General features: G+C 39.4%; 15 protein-coding genes. 4 read left to right on the top strand and 11 right to left on the bottom strand.

Annotated features, from left to right (window positions below):
* Window positions 1-5 precede the first annotated feature (5 nt).
* The 4 genes from miaA to pdxA form a co-directional block, all read right to left on the bottom strand.
* Window positions 6-932, bottom strand: a complete 927-nt coding sequence (gene miaA / locus OGI71_RS22810) for a tRNA (adenosine(37)-N6)-dimethylallyltransferase MiaA (protein ID WP_282252195.1) — start codon at window positions 930-932, stop codon at window positions 6-8.
* A gap of 45 nt (window positions 933-977) precedes the next feature.
* Window positions 978-1,568 (bottom strand): hypothetical protein, encoded by a 591-nt coding sequence (locus tag OGI71_RS22805; protein WP_282252193.1) that lies wholly within the window; start codon window positions 1,566-1,568, stop codon window positions 978-980.
* A 46-nt stretch (window positions 1,569-1,614) separates the two neighbouring features.
* Window positions 1,615-3,048, bottom strand: a complete 1,434-nt coding sequence (locus tag OGI71_RS22800) for an HD domain-containing protein (protein WP_282252192.1) — start codon at window positions 3,046-3,048, stop codon at window positions 1,615-1,617.
* Window positions 3,049-3,271: 223 nt separating this feature from the next.
* Window positions 3,272-4,327: a 4-hydroxythreonine-4-phosphate dehydrogenase PdxA gene (pdxA, locus tag OGI71_RS22795; protein ID WP_282252191.1), complete on the bottom strand. Its 1,056-nt coding sequence runs from the start codon at window positions 4,325-4,327 to the stop codon at window positions 3,272-3,274.
* A 166-nt stretch (window positions 4,328-4,493) separates the two neighbouring features.
* On the opposite strand from pdxA, the gene rsmA reads away from it, so the two are divergent.
* From rsmA to OGI71_RS22780, 3 genes are read left to right on the top strand one after another with little or no spacing between them, the layout of a single operon-like run.
* Window positions 4,494-5,273 carry a 16S rRNA (adenine(1518)-N(6)/adenine(1519)-N(6))-dimethyltransferase RsmA gene (rsmA, locus tag OGI71_RS22790; protein ID WP_104383896.1) on the top strand — a complete coding sequence of 260 codons (780 nt, stop codon included), beginning with the start codon at window positions 4,494-4,496 and terminating at the stop codon, window positions 5,271-5,273.
* 1 nt (window position 5,274) lies between these two features.
* Window positions 5,275-6,453 (top strand): FAD-dependent monooxygenase, encoded by a 1,179-nt coding sequence (locus OGI71_RS22785; protein ID WP_282252187.1) that lies wholly within the window; start codon window positions 5,275-5,277, stop codon window positions 6,451-6,453.
* The gene (locus OGI71_RS22780) at window positions 6,443-7,387 is read left to right on the top strand and encodes an NAD(P)-dependent oxidoreductase (RefSeq protein ID WP_282252186.1); all 945 of its coding nucleotides are present in this window, start codon (window positions 6,443-6,445) and stop codon (window positions 7,385-7,387) included. The genes OGI71_RS22785 and OGI71_RS22780 overlap by 11 nt, the downstream gene beginning before the upstream one ends.
* Here the strand turns inward: OGI71_RS22780 and OGI71_RS22775 are convergent.
* Window positions 7,384-8,247, bottom strand: a complete 864-nt coding sequence (locus OGI71_RS22775) for a hypothetical protein (protein ID WP_282252185.1) — start codon at window positions 8,245-8,247, stop codon at window positions 7,384-7,386. The genes OGI71_RS22780 and OGI71_RS22775 overlap by 4 nt on opposite strands.
* Window positions 8,248-8,432: 185 nt before the next feature.
* Here OGI71_RS22775 and acs point away from each other — a divergent pair, with 185 nt between their 5' ends.
* Complete coding sequence (acs, locus tag OGI71_RS22770; RefSeq protein WP_282252184.1) at window positions 8,433-10,349, top strand: acetate--CoA ligase; 1,917 nt, start codon at window positions 8,433-8,435, stop codon at window positions 10,347-10,349.
* A 73-nt stretch (window positions 10,350-10,422) separates the two neighbouring features.
* Here the strand turns inward: acs and OGI71_RS22765 are convergent, their stop codons facing one another.
* From OGI71_RS22765 to OGI71_RS22740, 6 genes are all read right to left on the bottom strand, one after another.
* Window positions 10,423-11,415: an energy transducer TonB gene (locus tag OGI71_RS22765; protein ID WP_282252183.1), complete on the bottom strand. Its 993-nt coding sequence runs from the start codon at window positions 11,413-11,415 to the stop codon at window positions 10,423-10,425.
* A gap of 313 nt (window positions 11,416-11,728) precedes the next feature.
* Window positions 11,729-12,160, bottom strand: a complete 432-nt coding sequence (locus OGI71_RS22760; RefSeq protein WP_282252182.1) for a nuclear transport factor 2 family protein — start codon at window positions 12,158-12,160, stop codon at window positions 11,729-11,731.
* Window positions 12,161-13,094: 934 nt separating this feature from the next.
* A complete protein-coding gene (locus tag OGI71_RS22755) occupies window positions 13,095-14,414 on the bottom strand; it encodes a DUF4302 domain-containing protein (protein ID WP_282252181.1) in 1,320 nt (439 codons plus the stop codon).
* Window positions 14,415-14,417: 3 nt separating this feature from the next.
* Entirely contained in the window at window positions 14,418-15,788 is a 1,371-nt protein-coding gene (locus OGI71_RS22750) for a substrate import-associated zinc metallohydrolase lipoprotein (RefSeq protein ID WP_282252179.1), read from the bottom strand.
* Between the two features lie 3 nt (window positions 15,789-15,791).
* The gene (locus tag OGI71_RS22745) at window positions 15,792-17,264 is read right to left on the bottom strand and encodes a RagB/SusD family nutrient uptake outer membrane protein (protein ID WP_282252178.1); all 1,473 of its coding nucleotides are present in this window, start codon (window positions 17,262-17,264) and stop codon (window positions 15,792-15,794) included.
* Between the two features lie 11 nt (window positions 17,265-17,275).
* Complete coding sequence (locus OGI71_RS22740) at window positions 17,276-20,902, bottom strand: SusC/RagA family TonB-linked outer membrane protein (RefSeq protein ID WP_282252176.1); 3,627 nt, start codon at window positions 20,900-20,902, stop codon at window positions 17,276-17,278.
* Window positions 20,903-21,128: the final 226 nt, after the last annotated feature.

Raw genomic sequence — 21,128 nt, 5'->3', positions numbered from 1 at the left:
GCTGATTAACTTATTGTGTTCCCTTCAATTAGCTTAGCATTTATGAAATCAATAACCGTCCCTGTTTCATCAGGTTGAAACCACGAGGTATTGCCATATTTTTTAAACCAGGTAATCTGCCGCTTCGCATAGCGTCTTGAATTTTGCTTGATCCTCTCCACAGCTTCTTCCAAGGAAATATTTCCGTCGAGGTAATCAAACAATTCAGCGTAGCCTACCGTCAACAAAGCCGGCTTGTTTCTAAAGGGAAATAATGATTTTACCTCTTCCAACAATCCCAATTCCATCATCCGTTCCACCCGAAGATTAATCCTTTCGTACAACTGGGGACGTGCCATATTCAATCCGATCGTCAGGATATCAAATGGTCTCTTACTTAGGTTTTTTTTGTGATAAAAGGACATGGGTTTGCCTGTTGCCTCAAATACTTCCAAGGCACGAACGACACGCTGTGGATTATCAATATCAGCGATTTGATAATAGGCTGGATCAATTGTTTTTAATCGCTCTTTCATCTGTTCAAGCCCCAGCTGTGCCATTTCATTGTTAAGTCTTTCGCGTACCTCATCTCCTGCTTTAGGGAGATCATCCAAGCCTTCACAGAGCGCACGTACAAAAAGTCCAGATCCTCCGACCATAACGACCACATCATGTTGCCGGAAAAGGTCATCCAACTTGTGTAAGGCTTCCCGTTCAAAATCTCCAGCAGAATAATCTTGGGTAATGGAATGTGAATTTATAAAATGATGCGGAGCACTAGCCAGTTCTTCTAGATCTGGCTTTGCTGTACCAATCGTCATCTCGCGATAGAACTGCCGGGAATCGGCAGAAATAATTTCGGTCTTAAAATATTGAGCTAATGAAATAGCCATTGCAGTTTTTCCAACAGCAGTCGGACCTACAATGGCTATCAGTGTTTTCTTTTTTGCCATAATATTTGCTTCAAATGCTCAAATATGCATTGAAAGCATTTTCAATTAATATTCGTCTTCGTAGCCGTTAGATCCCTCGCGCTCTTCCTCGCCTTCACCCTCTTCGTCTTCATCTTCGCTATCAAAGCCATCTAATTCGTCTTCGTCATCCACACCATATTGTGTATCATCTTCCTCAACAAATTCATCCTCCTCAACAGCATCGGATACCGGGAAGTTAGCGGCAGTCATAGTTTTAGGCACCTGGCCAACAGATTTGAATAATGCCGGATAGTCTTTACCCACTTCCTCTTTCAAAATCTTGATCAGCTCCACTTGAAAATCATAAGGGCGGTCAAAATTATAGACGTAATAAAACTTTTGGTGAGGATCATCAATAAACTTGCTCAGGCGAATATTCTCCATTAACAAAACTTCAGCATCTTTTTTTCGCTGGTTCGGTTTAAACGCTATTTCTGTCCCTTTTTTCCATTGATCATTGCTCACATAAAAAGAGGAAGAAGTATCCGTCGCATAACCTGTCGTTTTATGGATTTCCTCGTGCATGTCTAAAAATGTACTTTTCGAAGGCATATCAATTTCACGATATACATCTTCATAATCTTCAAAAGTAACTCTAAATCTATAAATTGCCATCTTCTATGTATTCTTCTTTTTAGCAGTTTAAAATTAATACTATATTTTAAGAATTGGAAATTTCCAACTGGATTTCTTGTTTGACCTCCAAACCCATGTCTCCAGCCTTTTTTACTAGATATTGATAGGCTTCAATCCGGGAATTCGGAATCTCACCCTCCAAAATAGCCTCGCGGATCAAGTTTTTTAATTGCCCAACAGCGCGGCCGGGTGTTAATCCAAAAAGTATCATAATATCTTCTCCACTGATCGGCGGTTGCCAATTTCGTATCTTGTCACGTTCCTCTACATCCTTTAGTTTCTGCTTGACAAGTTCAAAATTTTGGCGGTACTTTTTCTTTTTAAACTCATTCTTCGTTGTCACATCGGCGTGGCACAGCATCATTAATGCATCAATGTCATCACCTGCTTCAAATAATAAGCGTCTGACAGCAGAATCTGTCACAATATCCTGAGCAAGGACAATCGGACGAAGATGCAATTGTACAAGTTTCTGTACGAATTTCATCTTTTCATGAAGCGGCAATTTTAGTTCAGCAAAAAGCTTAGGCACCATACGTGCACCGCGGTCTTCATGCCCATGAAATGTCCAGCCCAATTTCTTATCAAAACGTTTTGTCGCAGGTTTAGCAATATCGTGCATAATAGCAGCCCAGCGTAACCAGAGATCCCCCGATAATTCACAGACATTATCCAGTACTTCCAATGTGTGGTAGAAATTATCCTTATGTCCTTTTCCATCAATAATATCAACTCCATGCAGGTTGTACATGGCCGGAAAAATCAATTCTAATAAGCCTGTATCAAAAAGGTATTTAAAACCCACCGAGGGTTTTGGGGAAAGAATGATCTTATTGATCTCATCGATAATCCGTTCCCTCGAAATAATCTTAATACGTTCTTTTGTATCAGTAATTGCTGTAATAGCCGCAATGTCAATCTTGAAATTTAGCTGGGTTGCAAAACGGATCGCACGCATCATACGCAATGGATCGTCTGAGAAAGTTTCAATTGGATTAAGAGGCGTCCGAATCACACGGTGCTCGAGATCCTTTACCCCATCGAAGGGGTCTACCATTGTACCGTAATCGGCTTTATTCAGCGAAAAAGCCATGGCGTTGATAGTAAAATCACGACGGTTTTGATCATCGGTCAATGTGCCATCCTCTACAATTGGTTTCCGGGAGTTTGCTCGGTAAGATTCCCTCCGCGCACCCACAAACTCTACATTCAAGCCCTCAAAAACGAGCATTGCAGTTCCAAAATTCTTATAGACCGCCACTTTAGTATGAAGCCTTTCACCTAGTAAAGTTGCAAATTCAATACCACTTCCCACCACAACAATATCCACATCATTCTTGAATGGACGCTTCATAATGTAGTCGCGTACATACCCTCCGATGACATAACACTCCGTATTTGTCTGCTCGGCGAGCTCTTTGATGATAGAAAATATTGGATGTTGTAAATTATCGCACATAGTTAGAACAGCAGGTAAAAAACCAAACAGTTTGCAAAAGTAATACTTTTTTTAGTATTAAGTATTGAGATTTTGATTATAGAAGCTGTAGGCTGATACGATTTCTGTTTTACTTATCCCTCGAGAATCATTATGATCCTTAATGACGGCTATGGTTCTCGTCACCTGCTTAACCTGACTTATATAACCTTATAGATCAAAAAAATCATCAATTATTATCAACCTAATCCCGATCTTTGGACAATTTGCGGAATGCCAATGGATTTTTCAGTAATTCAGCCTGTTCCCTGCGGCGTTTTACAATATGGACTGCAGTGAAAATTGCTTCTACAAATGAGCTTGGTGAAGCCAGATTTTTTCCAGCGATATCGTAGCCTGTACCATGATCTGGCGAAGTACGTACAATAGGTAATCCTGCTGTATAATTTACACCAGCACCTTTTGCGATATGCTTAAACGGAATTAATCCTTGATCGTGGTACATCGCCAATACGGCATCAAACTTTTCATATGCTCCTTTTGCAAAGAAACCATCTGCTGGATAGGGTCCAAAACAAAAAATCCCTTGCTCATTTGCTTTTTCTACTGTTGGTCGAATAATCTGGTCGTCCTCCGTACCGATAATTCCATGATCCCCAGCATGTGGATTAAGTCCTAAAACGGCAATTTTGGGTTTCTCTACCCAGAAATCCTTTTTCAAAGACTCATTCATGAGGATCAGCTTTTTCAGTATCGCCTCTTCAGTAATATTCGCAGCCACATCATGTAGCGGAATATGTCCTGTCACCACACCAATGCGTAGTTCGTCACATACCATAAACATCAATACATCATCAGCTTCAACTTTGGCCTGCAAATATTCGGTATGACCAGGAAATTGGAATCCCTCCTGTTGAATATTATGCTTATTGATGGGTGCAGTCACTAAAGCATCTATTTTACCAGCTTTCAAATCCTCAATCGCTCTTTCCAAAGACAAAAAAGCATATTTTCCACCAATTTCGTTCTCCTCTCCCAAAGAGATCTTGACATCTTCCTGCCAGCAATTGATCATATTTGCCCTTTTAGGATGGGCTTGTTCAGCATCATTTACTACATTAAAACTAAAATCGTTTATTCCCACCGCTTTCCGATGAAAAGAGGCAACTTTTGTATTTCCATAAACAATTGGTGTGAAAAAATCGCACATACGTTGATCTACCAATGACTTGATAATTACTTCAAGTCCAATACCATTAATATCCCCTACGGTAATTCCGATTTTTAGTTTATCACTCATCCTTTTTAAATGCTTTGAATCAAAAATAGGGATTTTTTTTTAGTATTGAGTAGTTAGATATGCGTATTGAGATTTTGGTCAGAGAAGCCTATGGTTTGCAAACTGTCTCTGCTTTTTAATTTTGACTTTTTACTTTATAAAGCTTTTTAATTTCTAATTTTGCATCATGAGTACAGTTAGAGCAAAAAAACATCTAGGACAGCATTTCTTAAACGATAAGAATGCCGCACAACGTATTGTAGAGGCATTGGATCCTAAATTGGGTTTCAGCCAAGTACTCGAAGTTGGTCCGGGAATGGGTGTCCTTTCGGATTTTCTATTACAGAAAGAAGAATATGAGACCTATCTGATCGATGTTGATGATGAATCGATTGCCTATTTGGACGATAAATACCCACAGTTGGGAAAAAGATTGATCCATGGCGATTTTCTAAACCTTGATTTTTCGCAATATTTTGGCGAAAAGATGGCTGTCATTGGCAACTTTCCCTATAATATTTCCTCTCAGATCCTCTTCAAAATTTTGGACGAACGTCAACGTGTTGTTCAGATGACAGGTATGTTTCAAAAAGAAGTCGCTGAGCGCTGTACAGCGAAAGCAGGCAGTAAAGAGTATGGAATTCTGAGTGTGTTTTTACAAGCTTACTATAAAGTAGAATATCTCTTTACTGTAAAGGCTGGCGCTTTTAATCCGCCGCCTAAGGTACTGTCGGGTGTCATCCGTATGACCCGCAATGACCGTGAGCAACTGGCCTGTGATGAGAAGCTATTTTGGCGTGTCGTCAAAGCAGGATTCAATCAACGCCGCAAAACTTTACGCAATTCCCTTTCAGGGGTTGTTCCGAAAGATAAGATGTCAGATAATCCGCTTTATGAGCTGCGGGCCGAACGGTTAACTGTAGACGATTTTGTTAGCCTGACTAACGAGATCGCAAATTGCCTTTGATATGAATTTTGCAGATAACACTTTTATTATTGTTGGCGGTGGGATCGCTGGATTATGTGCCGCGATAGGCCTTCAAAAATTGGGTCTTAAAACCCATGTCTATGAAAGTGTAGCTGAACTTAAAGGTATAGGTGCAGGTTTTGGACTCGCTGCCAATGCCATGCAGGCCCTAGATCACCTAGGATTAAAAGATGAAATCAGTCAAATTGGACATTATCTGGGTTCCTATAATGTTTTGGATCAAAAAGGAAATATTTTGGTCGAACCGAATACCAAATCCATCAGCAAAAAATACAATCAGGACAATTTTGCGATACACCGAGCGGACCTACACCAATTTCTTTTATCAAAAATCCCCGATAACCAGGTTCATCTTGGCAAACGTGCGACTTCCTTCGAACGGTTAGGGGAACAAGTTTGTGTTCATTTTACCGACGGAAGCCAAGCTGTAGGAGCTGCATTACTTATTGCCGATGGCGTGCATTCACTATTACGTCAACAACTGATACCGGCCTCAAGCCCCCGTTATTCAGGTTATACCTGCTGGCGGGCAACAATAGATAACAGCAGTATCCAACTCAAAAAAAGCACTGAAACCTGGGGTGCAAAAGGTAGATTTGGAATGACACCCCTTGTTAGTAATCGCGTGTATTGGTACGCCTGCATCAACAGTGTACAGCAAAATCCGACACTAAAAAACTGGACTACTGCAGAATTATTGAACAACTTCAAGGAATACCACGATCCTATTCCAACGATTCTATCGGAGACCAAGGATGCCGAACTGATCTGGAATGACATTATAGATATCGCCCCATTACAACAGCTTGCTTTTGACAATATCCTTTTGCTTGGAGATGCGGGTCACGCCACTACCCCCAATTTAGGACAGGGAGCCTGTCAAGCAATAGAAGATGTTGCTGTGCTGCTGGACGAACTCAAAACAGCCTCATCTATTCGACAAGCTTTCTCTCGATTTGAAATACGTCGAATGGAGCGCGTCAACTATATTACGAATACTTCTTGGCAGACCGGGAAGATCGCTCAATGGGAGACCCCATTTCTGATCGGTATGCGCAATTTCATCATGAAAATCATGCCGAATAGACTCAAGCAACAACAGTTAAACAAGTTATTGTCAGTAGACTTTATGCAAATCAACCGTAATCATGAAAGCTAATATTTTGATTGTAGACGACATCCACGAAATTATGTTGGAGAAATTTGAACAAGCGGGGATTCCCTATGACTACCAACCTGACATTGACCGCCAAGAAACGGAAAAAATCATTGCTAACTACTCAGGCATGGTCATTCGGTCCAAATTTCAGGTAGATAAACCGTTCTTTGACCTGGCTCCTAGCTTGCGTTTCATCGCCCGGGCAGGAGCCGGAATGGATAATATCGATGATGAAATTGCCGCACAGCGACAGATTACATTAATTCCCGCAAACGAAGGTAACCGGGATGCGGTGGGCGAACATATGATCGGAATGTTATTGAGTCTGATGAATAATCTCAACCGCAGTGATCAACAAGTGAGAACTGGCCTATGGTTACGCGAAGCCAACCGAGGCTATGAACTTAAAGGCCGTACTGTTGGCTTGATCGGTTATGGCCACAATGGTATGGCGATGGCCAAAAAGCTTTCTGGTTTTGACGTGAAGGTACTCGCTTACGACAAATACCGGAGGGATTATACCGACCAATATGCTGTGGAGGCCAGTATGGAAAATATCTATGAGCAAGCCGATGTTATTAGTTTCCATATTCCATTGACTGCCGAAACAAAGGGAATGATTGATGATGCCTATTTATCGAAGTTTAACAAACCTATCTTTTTCCTATTGGGTGCCAGAGGTGGGATTGTACAAGTTCCGGCTGTATTAAATAGTCTTAATAAGGGTGATATTCTCGGAGCGGCCTTTGATGTGCTGCCTGTCGAAAAATTCCCCAAACTTGCTGAACAAACCTGGTATCCCGACCTTATCAGTAGGGATAATGTCATTTTATCTCCCCATGTAGCGGGCTGGACGTTTGAAAGCTATTACAAATTATCAGAAGTTGCTGCAGATAAGATTATCGCATTTTTAGGACAACAGGATGGGGTTTAAATATTAATCAACACTACGATCAAAAATTGGAGTACCAGACTTCCATCTAGTAAGTAAGCATAGTGATAATGCTCCTTGGTCTTGAAGACCGCTAGTTTCAAAAGAGCAAATATCACAAGATTGGTCAGGATCAACCCAATCTTGATTTCCATCAGATATGGAGCAATAAGGATTAAGAGACTATGTAACACCAATAAAGTATAGGTAAGTCTTTTTGCCTTCTGCTCCCCTAACATATTGGGCAATGTCCGCAAATGATAATAGGAATCCTGTTGGATATCCCGAATATCAAAAGGCAAAGTGCAAATAATCAAAAATATAAATTTCAGCACACAAAGTGCAACAAGTACCCAAGAGTCTATCCTGTCACCCACATTGAGCAATTCAACATAAGGAAGTACCACACTACTGCATACCCAAACCAAGGCGATATGGAAGATCTTCGCCCCAGGAATTTGCCGAAGCCCAACTTTGCGATCGTGAAAAGTGAACAGCGGCATCCCGTACAATAAGCTCAATATTCCAATAAAACCTAAAAATAAGAACGAATAAAGATGGATGTCTAGCAAACAGTAACCAAGAACAACCAATGCGATGACATTATTCAGCCACATCACCCACTCGTGGTTAAATATCCAGCGAGTACGGGCAAATTTTGATTCTTTTGGATTTTGGGGTTTAGACCACCATAAGCTAAAATTATAAAGCAATAATGTTGCTGTCCCCTCAACTAAGACAATAGACCAATTGATCGGCCGTTCAAATATGATATAGGTCAGTGCACATTGGGCCATGGCGGCCAATGCAATCAAAATATTCGTATAAATGCTGATATAGAATATCTTTCTTAGAAACAACATCTGTGTTTAATCTTGCTGCAATATAACAATCTTGATAGATAAAAGTAGTTTAACATTATATTAAACATCAAATTGTTGATAAAATGGGCAAAAACCGCTAAATTGTACACCGAAATTGAGCTATTAAAAACAATTTCGCAACGATAACTTTATAAATTAAAATAATTCATAATAATCCTATAACAATGAGCCTACAAATAAAATCATTTGAAGAATATCAAAGTGAATATAAGCGAAGTGTAGAACAACCTGAGGAGTTTTGGGCGAGCATAGCGGATCATTTTTTCTGGAAGAGAAAATGGAACAAAGTGCTAAACTGGAATTTTGAGGAACCTAATATCAAATGGTTTGAAGGTGCAAAATTAAATATTACAGAAAACTGCCTGGACCGTCATATTTATGCGAATGGGGATAAACCTGCGATTATTTGGGAACCAAATGACCCAAATGAAGCACACCGCATCCTTTCCTATAAACAATTGTTACAGAAGGTCGAGCAATTTGCCAATGTATTAAAGAACAACAACATCAAAAAGGGCGACCGGGTCTGTATTTACTTACCGATGGTACCTGAACTAGTGATTGCGGTATTGGCCTGTGCGCGTATAGGTGCTATCCATTCAGTTGTTTTTGGCGGATTCTCCGCGCGTTCGATCGCAGATCGTATTGAGGATGCGGAATGCAAATTGATCGTTACTTCCGATGGTAGCTACCGTGGTAATAAAACCATTGGACTTAAAAATATTGTTGATGATGCATTGATGCAATGTGATACTGTAGAGAAAGTCATTGTATTAACACGTACACGTACACCGGTATCCATGATCAAAGGCCGTGATGTATGGTGGGAAGATGAGATCAAGAAGGTAGAGACTCAAGGCAATCCGGCTTGCCCGGCTGAAGAAATGGATGCAGAGGATACGCTATTTATCCTTTACACTTCTGGATCTACAGGTAAGCCAAAAGGAGTTGTACACACCTGTGGTGGTTATATGGTCTATACGGGATATACCTTTATGAATACCTTCCAGTATCAACCAAATGATGTATTTTTCTGTACAGCTGACATTGGTTGGATTACTGGCCATAGCTATATTGTTTACGGACCATTATCCCAAGGTGCAACGTCATTGATGTTTGAAGGTATCCCAACATTCCCAGATGCGAGCCGTTATTGGGATATTGTTGACAAGTATAAAGTCAATATCATTTACACGTCCCCTACAGCATTACGTTCTTTAATGGCTTTTGGAGATCAGTTTGTAGATAAAAACGACCTTTCGTCACTGCGTGTACTGGGCTCAGTGGGCGAACCTATCAACGAAGAAGCCTGGAACTGGTTTAATGAAAAGGTCGGTAAAAAGAACTGTCCTGTCGTTGATACTTATTGGCAAACGGAGAATGGTGGTCACCTGATCACCTCTTTAGCCGGTGTTACGCCAGAAAAAGCAAGTTATGCGATGTTCCCAATGCCTGGTGTACAACCAGCGTTGATGGACGAGAATGGAAAAGAAATTGAGGGCAATGATGTCACCGGAAATCTATGTATCAAATTCCCTTGGCCAGGTATGCTACGTACGACCTGGGGAGACCACGATCGTTGTAGACAAACGTACTTCTCAACCTATAAAGACATGTACTTTACCGGTGATGGTTGCTACCGTAGCCCAGAAGGATATTACAAAATCACAGGTCGCGTGGACGATGTGTTGAATGTATCTGGTCACCGCATCGGCACTGCTGAAGTAGAAAATGCTATTAATATGCATGCTGATGTTGTGGAATCTGCTATCGTCGGTTATCCACATCCGGTGAAAGGCCAAGGCATCTATGCTTACGTTATCGCCAATCACCACACGGATGCAGAAGCGACCAAGAAAGATATCATGGAGACTGTATCGCGTATTATCGGTCCTATTGCCAAACCTGATATTATCCAGTTTGTCAATGACCTTCCAAAGACACGTTCCGGAAAGATCATGCGCCGTATTCTACGCAAGATTGCGGAGGGAGATATCAGTAATTTAGGTGACACATCTACTTTGCAGGACCCTACGGTGGTTGAAGGTATCATACAAGGTGCTGAGGGCCTGAAAAAATAGTTCTACAAGAACCTTTAACAAAGAAAGCCTCCTCATTTGGGAGGCTTTTCAGCTTTAAATGAATTTCTGATTTTTATCTTAAATTTAACCTTATTGGTAGCGTATATCCAACACGCACAGGCTCTCCCCTTCGCATTCCGGGTTTCCATTTTCCAAGCTTTTTTACGACACGTATACCTGCTTCCCCGGTATCAAAACCCAAGTCCTGCTTGACCTTAATATCCTCTACCTGGCCAACTTTATTAATGACAAAATCTATCTCCAAAATACCGCTTATACCATTTTTCATTGCTTCTTTTGGGTAGTCAAAATTTCTGGCTACAAAAGTCATCAACTTGTATGTGCCTCCCGGGTACTCCGGATTGACTTTATAAGTTGTTGAATCATATTGAATAATAGCACCATTCTTCTTTGTTAAGATTCCTGATAGTAACCGATCCTGATTATAGTTTTCTACAAAGGAATCTTGTCCGGCCCCTCCTTTCCATGCTCCCTCACGTAAATTATTAACCATTTCACCTTCTTCATACTCCTCTTTTCCTTCTACATTAAAACGAATACGTCCATTTCCATGTTCCAATGTCTTGTTTTGAAGAGAATCATAATACACAATGTAGATCGGCTTTTTAACCTGCAACTTCTTTTTGTAAAGTTCACTAGGATAAAAAACCATCATTTTCAACTTATTATTGGGATATAAGTAAAATGCAGAATCCACGAGTTCTCCTTCATCGGTAAAATTCTCTAAGCACTTCAGCGTACCATTTTCATAGAATTCATATTTCTTACCTTGAAATTGGAATGGGTTACGTGCATTCTTACTGATACCGTTGAGTTTGATGGAGTCGTTGCGCATATAATACTCCTCAATTCGATAAATTTTATCTTTGCCATTGGCATCCACATGAACTGTCCTTAAAAAATAGGCCGAATCTTGTTGTTTTGTTTCATCACCATCTTTTTTATGATATGTGGTAAAGGCGATTTGTGCTGAAAGACTCAATCCACAAAGGTTGAATAGAAAAAAACAAATAAGTTTGACTGGCAAATGCAGATAATATTTCATAATAATTCCTAATATCTGCGCAATTTAATAAATCTCTTGAGTAAATTAGAAATTGATTGGTTAAATAATCATTACCTATATTCAACACAACCACAATTAAAAATACTAAGTTTTCCACATGATGTTAATAACGGTGTTAACAACTCAACAAGCGACAAACCCTTCCTCTTCTCAGAGTCCAACCATTTCCTCCAAGATATAGGATTATTTGGGTATTCATTCAAAAGATTGCAGACGAGATTTTACAGCAAAAAAATAGCCACATCATCACGACGTGGCTAAAAATAAACATATGAATTTAATTAAACAGTTGCTATTTATATGAGTTTACTGAACTCGCGACCTTCCAGCTTCCGGCTTCATTTATTAAAGTAACTAGATCGGTTTTTGTAAATGTTTCGAATTTCATCGTGATGCGTGCCACCATATAATTTTCGGATTCCTCCAGAACCTCCGTATTAGTACTACAGTTCAGTTTTTCACCTTTTTGTTTTTTCAAAAAAGAAATTACCTCTGAACGCGTATTGGTACGCCCAGTTTCGCCTTGAATCTTTTGGCTGAAATCGGAAGCGAATAGGTGCTCAACACCCCCCGACACACCTTCTGTCATCACCGATAGATAGCTATCAATAGCCAAGTCTGCGGTGGATAGGTTCAACGTTTTACCAGGGTTACCTGCAGCCATCGTACATGTTGATACTGCGATCAAAGCGGCTGCTACAAATGTCTTTACTAAAGTTTTCATCGTTATAATTGTTTTTAGTTGTGATGAAGCTATCAGATTTATTCATTTCTTATTTATTGAATAAATCATGATGGTTTCATAATCGTTTCTACTTTATAGTGTTAGTTTTTTATTGTCTCTTTTCTAGTAGTCGCAGGAATATTGATTTTGTTGCAACATTTCCTTCAACTTTCATTCTTTAATTTTTCTCTTATTGGCAATGAAGCTATCATGAGCAAGAGATCCGATCTTTTATTTGTAAGTTGGTATAGCTCATGATGGTTTCTGATTCAAAAGTAAAACAACTCAGCATGCGATTTTATTACATTTAGACTAACCTTCGGAAAAAGTCGGTGAATGAGGCCGATGGAGCGGTAAAAGATTATGGCTATAGAAAAATTGCACTACATTTAATTGGAGGCAAATTCCTTGTTAAGCGACCTTCATACCTTGACGATCAAGATGGCTATCACTTCAGAGGAAATCACTTCGACGCCATGACGTCCATAGCAAAGTAAAGTGTAAGATTGCAGTCCGAAAGCTCGATTTCGCGCTCGGACATTAACATTTCCCCGAGTATCTGAACGATTTAGCCCTGTGTCGAAACCAATTCGACGGACGGCAATTTAACATTTTCTCAGGTCAGAATGAGTTAGTTGCCCTTCAGAATGAAAAAGTCGCCCATTTGTATGGCACAGACTGGACACTTTTTCGCTTAGATAGGCGTCGAAATGAAACAGACAGAGGAGAAAACGATTCCGCCATAGTGCAATTTGAAACATTTTCGCGGCGGAGTCATCCAGGTGGGCTTAAAAGCAATTTTTCCACATTGTTATTAACACGATGTGGAAAACTCAGAATAGAATGCATTCAGCGCCATCGAGCTGCGGTATTAATACAAACGTCCTGTGATAACACTATTCACTATTATCACAGGACGCAGTTACAGAAAGTATTATTGCAACGTAAATGTCATTGAAACATCAGGTCTATCTATACCTATGATTTTTGCATACAGATTTTTTCCATCAATTACATACTCCAGTTTAAAGCTGCTATTGAGCAGAAAATCGTCAAGCTGGTCCATAATCTTGGCGCTGTATCCTCCAGAAGCAGCTGACCTCTTGGTTAACTTCAACACACCTGTCGCTTCGTCAATAGTATAGTCGTACACAATTGTTGTTGACCAACCACCGCCACAGTTATTTTGACTGGCGAATCCAATGAAAGAAATTCTCTTATTCGCGAGATTCCAAGCCAAACTGATATCACCGCAATTAAAAACATAACCCGTAGCACCATTTCCCAATCCTTTGAAATATCGATTTAAGATATCTGTTCCTTTTGGTGAATTGCCAGGCAGTAATATATTGAACGGTAAATATAATTTAGAATATTTTGTTCCCATCAACAAATGCAGCGGAATTAATGGTTGAACTGAATTTTTTACTTCAAATTTTCTACCATCTGCGTCATACGCAGTTAGCTTATCATTATCCCATCCAATTTTTACAATATTAACTTTTCCCGCCTTAAGTGGAGACTCCGCATTACAACCAATGCCATCTAAGGTATAATAAAACTTAGCTGACGAACTCTCCACTTTATTACCTGCTAGAATGGTAGTCGCACCAACTTCCTTGGAATCATTATTAATTGTAATTTGATATTTCTGTCCGTTTTCTTCAATATATGGATTTGAATTTTCAACGAAGAATTTGTTAATCTTTTCAATTGCTTGTGCATACCCTTTACTCGTATACACTTTTGCTTCAGATTCTTTTGCTTTTATCAAGACAAGAGGTTTTTTAAATTTCCTACCTTCAAAAAATAAAGTATCGCCATGAGTCTGGATATAGTCAAATTCAACGTCACTTCCCAGCCCTTTGCCGGCCTGACCTCCAAACACATCTGGATTTGGATCTTGCAACATCGTTAAATAATTATAGGTATCAAATGATAATGTTGCATACATGATTTGCCTGATTCTGTATGTTGATTCTTTGAGCTCAGATGAACTCTGTTCATTTAAATCTGCGACCATTTTTAATCTATCATTTTCCTGAAATTGCATATAAAAGCCATAACCTCCCGAATACTCCGTGCTTAAATAAGCCTTCCAGCCAAAAGGTGCTTTCACTAGGGTGGACTTTACATAAGCGAGAGTATCTGCCACCCTTTCAGTTGGATCACCAAATATTTGATCCACTTCCCGTGGTTTACTGCAACTGAAAGCCAGTAATACCAAAAACATTAAATAAAATATCTTTTTCATAATTTAATACTTCCTCAAATTTACTTTACCCATCAATGTTGCATTTGGATCCTTTGTATCTTTCAAGATAAAATATTGTAGATAATCACTAGGATTAACAGTTAAATCAACTTTTTTCCATTCTGCAGAAAAACTCGTACTACCTAAATAATCTATTAAGGGTTGTGTATCTTTCAATACCCAACCTATATTTCCATTATCGTAAATGGCACCTGTTCCTTGTGTCCCAGACTTGGAAATATTAAATGTATTGTCCGCATTCCTTTTAATATCAAAATCATAAGCTGCAGTATAGGTGACGCTATTATCGCCAAAACCGATCCTTAATGTCGCTTTTGTCGCAGAAACAAATTGGAATTCCATTGTTTTCGTAGTCCAGCCTCCCAATTCGTCCAAAATCGCCATAAAAAGATTCTTCTGTTTATTAGAAAGCGTATTTTCTAGGCCCCAAGTACTCCGAATATCCCAATCTAAAGAGCCCAAATAATTATTTCCCAATGCCGTTGCTGCTTCATATCGTGTAGAATGATACTTTTCAGCCATGATACGCTGAAATTCAATCTGCAACTGCGTTACATCGATATTAAAATTCTGAACCATGTAATCGCGTACAATAGACTCCTTCTGTTTAAATTTTGGATAAGCATCCTTGCCACTATTATAGGCAAAGTCATCATAATATAATTGCCCCGCAACAATCAAGTGCGACAGGACTTCCGCAAAATCCTCACCAATTGCTTTTCTCGAATAAGGAGTAATAAAGCCCAATGACCTCGCTTTTGCTTGGGTATTCTCCTGCGCCGTCCAGTTTGAATAATAATCTCCTACACAAACCTTCCCAAACTCACCAGGAATAAATCTCATCTGGTTAAGTATATGCGTAAATTCATGGTGGATAACTTGAAGATTTCCGCTGACTGAATTGGCATTTGTAGCATCGAAATTATTTATTCCGTACAAGGTGATACGCCTTCCTCCATCTGCTGTCCCTCCTTTCACAGACCCATCGACATCATAATCACCTGACCCAAACAAAGCAAATTGTTTTGGTGTATAGGCCTTTATAAATGGTACGCCGCCAATTTTCTTATAAACATCCAAAAATCCATTAATCACCACGTCCATTTGTGGAATTACCTTATCCTCATTGGCCGGCGCTATATTCTTATTGATATCATGCATATTACGCTGGTACCGATAGACAACCTCAATATTGTAAGGATCAGTTAAGTTTGTTTTGATCCACTCGTCAATTTTCCCGGGCACAAATGTATCGTAGTTTTCAATTTTCACATTAAGTTTCTCCTCTTTCGTACAGGAGTATAGACCAGCCAGTAAAACAGCTAGTAGGGTTGCTTTTATAATCGTTTTCATAAATTACCTTGGGTTTTGTTCAACACCTGACAATTTTGCTTCTTGCGGGATCTGGAAAACGCGTCGCGGATCCTCTGGTTTTAATTCGATATAACTCTCTGTTTCATCATTTGCAATGAGGAGATGTCTTACTGTTATACCCTTACGGATAATATCGAACCAACGCAAGCCCATTGACATAAAGCCAACTTGCTTAAATTGTAAGACCGTCTGAATCAGTGCTTCCTTATCATTTTGTACATTAAAAAATTGTTTGGATTTTGCTGCTGTCACAGCATGGTTCGCAGGGTTGTAATTATCAATTCGGTTGCTTGCCATTAAATTCATGTCGGCAATACCCGCAGCATTATTCCCTAGTTCCAAATAGGCCTCAGCCCGGTTCATCAGTGCTTCGTCTGTAATTAAGACCGGCACCATAAGCATTGGAAAACCTGTATTTGCAGTCGCATTTGTCACATACCAGAATTCCTTCCAGATATAAGTTGTATAATGTGGGGCACCATAGGATACACCGAAATTATAAAACTTGGCTCCTGCCGCAGTTTCGCCATTATAAATATTCTGGAAAACATTAATACCCATTGAATAACGATTATCCCACCAACGCTGATAACCACTATAGGTTTCATTGATCAATAAGCTATAGGGTTGGTCTGCTTTAGAAAAAACATTATGCACTTCTTCAAAGGTCATCTTTTTAAAAGTGGAGTTATAGGGAATCAATTTTCCTGCGAAATTTCCCCCTGCAAAAATTTTGTTTGCATTGTCTACCACTTTTTGCCATTCACCGGTAAACAAATAAAATCTTGTTGCAAACGCGTGAGCAGCGGCGGGTGTAAAATGGTATTTAGGTACATTCCACTCTGCTGGATTTGCATCCAAAAGAGCTAAACCTTCTTCCAGATCCTTCCGAATATTTTCATAAACGGATTTCACTGTCCCGCGGTCATACTTTTTGATAACTACGGTTTCTGGTTCCGTCACATAAGGAATACCTGGTGATGTATTACTCTCAGGCTTCTTGTAATCATATACTTTCGCAAAGAAATTGACAAGCATAAAATGTGCATAGGCCCGCGCGACTAACGCTTCGCCTTTGAAGGCTAAAATATCATCGCCAAAATTATTGGATTCTATCGCAGCTAGAGCATGATTGGCCGCTGCAATAGCTTCATAACAATTGTTCCAATAACTATTGGGACTATCAGTATCGCTATTATTGATATCCTGCCAACGATACAGGGAAGGCACCGGTTGATACAATCCACCAACGCCTTTATCTTCCACATTATCCGAATAGGTTTCAGACATCGCTAGGTAATTACCGAACGGATAAGCCGATGTGATCAGTCGCTTGACTTTATCAACCGTATTGATTTCCGCTCTCATATCTGGTTGCTGATCCAGGTATTTACTGCAACTGCTCAATACCAGCGCAGAAGAAATAAATAAATATTTAAGGTGTATGAGTTTCATAATTTAATCTTTTAGAATCCTAATTTCACAGATAAGGTCACTTGTTTCGGAACTGGTAGCGCTACACCACCATTGCTATAAAATTCTGGATCAACTCCATTTAGCTTTTTATCCGCGTATATTAACCACAGATTATTACCAACAAGATTTACTTGTGCTGTTCTAAATTTAATTTTATTGACGACAGATTTGGGAATATTATAACCTACAGAAATTTGTGATAAACGGAGATAATCACCCTTTGCAACCCGTTCAGATGAATAGTTATATGCATTGTAGGAGTAAACAGATGCTGTACGATCACCAACTGCATTCTTAATATCAAATTCTGCTGTTAATCCATCCAGTGTAGATGGGATCACAGTTAGGTATTCATCGCCGTGATAAATAAAGCGATTTATCAGCTCTCTTGACACATTGTACATATCCAGGTAGGCTGGTGAATAGTTAGGTTGTAAACGAACCATATTACCTAAACCAAATTTAAGCAGAAAGGATAAGCTAAAATTTTTGTATTCCAGTCGGTTGTAGTAACCACCAGCGAGCGTAGGATCCACTGGTCCCTCATATTTCAGGAAGTTCGTCTGATTATCTTGAAACCAAAAATAGGTTTCACCAGGCGTACCATCCGTACCAATATAGGTGGGATATCCTCCATTAGCTGCCAATTTATCAAAATCCAAGGAATATAAACCTCGATGCGGCATACCAATCATTGCTCCACCCTCACCCGAAATCAAATCCCAAATATTACGGGTTACATTCAATTTCGTAATTTTCGTTTTGTTAAAGCCCAATGTAAGCTGGGTACGCCAAGTAAAGCCATCCGGATCTCTAAATGGGTATCCCCCAACTTGAATATCAACACCATGTCCCTTCATATCCGCATAATTGGCTAATTTTTCAAATTGTCCACCAATCCCAGAGGTACGAATCGGCCCTATTAAATCAAATATATTACGTCTGTAATAATCAAAATTCAGATCAATGCGATCATTTAAGAAACCCAAATCGGCACCAACATTAAGCTCATACATCTTCTCCCAGGTCAACTCAGAGTTTTCCAAACCACTTATGTTAATCTTACCTTCTTTTTCTCCATCATAAGGCCTGTAGGTAGCGACATTATAAAATACAGCGGTTGAATTAGATGCATTCCCCATATTGGCGACTAAACCATAGGTTCCCCGTAATCTGGCACGCGAAAGAATTTTATTGTCTTTATTAAAAAAATTCTCTTGATTAATATCCCATGCCGCCGATAAGTTCCAGGTCGGCAACCATCTTGCAACATTGGTTCGACCCATTTTATTCGATCCATCATAACGGGTAGTGAAGTTAAATGAATACTTATCTTTATAGTTATAAGCACCTCTCAACGCATAAGCCAGTTTACGATCATAGGTATAATTCATCGCGAATGGTGTACCGCCAGATTCAATTTGTTTTTTATAATACCGATATGCCGGTAAAACTAAATTGCCATTGCCATACTCTATTCCCGGACCATTAAAATCATGACTCTGTTTATCCGCATATTGGAGTTCATATGTTCCAAACAAATTCACTGTATGGTCATTCCATTTTTGATTGAATTCCAAATTATGACGCATATAATAACTGATCATATTATTATTTGCCAAATTGAAAAAACCTCCACTTGGAAGAATAACATACTTATCTGTATTTGGAAAATCAGGGTCAGCATATAAAAAACGATTTCCGCCATTCACCGTTTGATCTTGATTTGCCCGATATGCTTTGGAAAGATTGGCGTTCTCTGTGATCATGTGCTGTCTTTCGGAATTATAATACCGATACATTCCATTAGCAGAGTAGGTTAGTGTAGGAAGTATTTTATAAGTAATCCCCCCTTGCACTTTAATATCCATTAATTTGAGTTTGATGTAATTATTATCGAGCTCATTTAAGATATTGAATGGAGCATAATCCCGTGTAAAATATTCCCGATCGCCATTTTCATCAAACGGGGTAATAATACGGCTGGTATTTAAAGAATATGAGTATGGATTGATATCGAAATCCCGGGAATAGCTACCATAAACCGCATCAGAGTTACGATTTAGGGTACCTGGTGTTCTTTGATCCCGAATATTCCCCTGAAAAATAAGCTCTGTGCTGAGTTTATCATTGATTTTGTAATTGTTTCGAATATTAGCTGTAAAACGCTTAGCTTGGTTACCAAGAGTGTATCCCGGATCATTCATATAACTCGTCGAAGCATAGGTCTGTGCTTTCTGTGTTCCTGTACTCATACTTAATGAATGGTCATGCACGAAACTGTTCTGAAACAATAAATCAAACCAGTTTGTATTTACATTTGCATAGCGCTGCAAGAAATTATAACGCGAAGGTGCATCATTTCTAAGTTTAAACGAATCCGTTCTTGGATCATATTCGTACATTAAATTGTACATTTTAGTAAACACACCACCGGTTCCGGCTCTTGATACCTGAGAGTGGTTCAGGTAACCCTTATTTTCCATATCAATGACCAACTGCATCTGCTCAGCAGAATTCATGATATCGAATTGATTGTAATTGGGTTTGATATAAGTGGTATAATTACCCGAATAGCTAAAATGAGTTTGGCCTTCTGTATTCTTCCCTTTCTTTGTATTAACAACGACAACACCATTCATGGCTGCTGCACCATACAAAGCCGTAGCCGCTGCATCTTTCAAGACTGTAATGGATTCAATATCGTCCGGATTTAAACCGGCAACGGAAGAGCCCAATAAGGTATTTGCATCCCCTGTTGACAAAGCTTCGTTTGAGATATTGACAGCTTCGTCCAAAATAACGCCATCGATTACCCACAATGGTTTGTTATCTCCCGTAAGCGATGTCGCGCCACGCACCCTAATTTTGGGTGCGGCACCAAATGTACCCGATACGTTTTGAACGGAAACACCCGCTGCTTGACCCTCTAGCATACGCGATACGTCTGGAACTCCAGCACGTTCTGCTTCCTTCGCATCTATTCTAGAGGCGGCACCAGTAAACAATTTCCGATCAAGATTTTGGTATCCTGTTGCAACTACATTCACCTCCTCCAGTGTACGATCTGCTGGTTCCAACGTGATATTGACATCTTTTTTTCCTCCAACGGCTACTTCTGTACTCACAAAACCAACATACCGAATCACCAAGGTGGCATTAGATGAAGCGTTAATTTTAAAATGACCAGCTTCATCCGCTTGAGTAGAAATTGATGTTCCTTTTACAGTCACTGTAGCTCCACTCAACCCCTTCCCATTTTTATCTTTAATAGTACCTGTGACAGATTGTTGCTGAATCTCTGTAAAGCTGCTGTTACTAATTTTTGAGTTGCTATTTACAGAAATCGTATTGGCAATGATCTTATATTCAATATTATTATTTTTTAATACTGCATTTAGTGCTTCTTCTACAGAAGCATTCTTGACATTGACAGAAATCCGCGCTTTAGCGTTCAAGTTCTCACTGTACAGCACACGTAGGTGAGACTGTTTGGAAATAGCAGACAGCGCTTCTTCAATTCGTGCATTTTTCATATTTAAAGTGACTTTCTGAGCCGTACCTTTCGCGTGTACGCCTGTCACAAATGCAAATAAAAGACATGTACTAATTTTCATAATACGTAGGGGTTTGCAAAATCGCGGATCTTGAGGGATCAAGAACCACTTTTTGCCAAATGGTAAGTTATTCATACATTTACATGTTTGTGGTTAATTGGGGTTTTTAATTGTTACTTCTAATTTAGACCTGGTTATCACATCTTTTCTGAACAGGGATGCGCCAACATTCCTGTTCTCTTTTATTAGGTCATTTGGTTTAGTTATTAATTTATCATAAGCATTT

It is taken from the genome of Sphingobacterium sp. ML3W (genome assembly GCF_029542085.1).
Taxonomy (GTDB): Bacteria; Bacteroidota; Bacteroidia; order Sphingobacteriales; family Sphingobacteriaceae; genus Sphingobacterium.
Note: the sequence above shows the minus strand (reverse complement) of the source record. Positions and strands in the feature narration are given on the sequence as shown.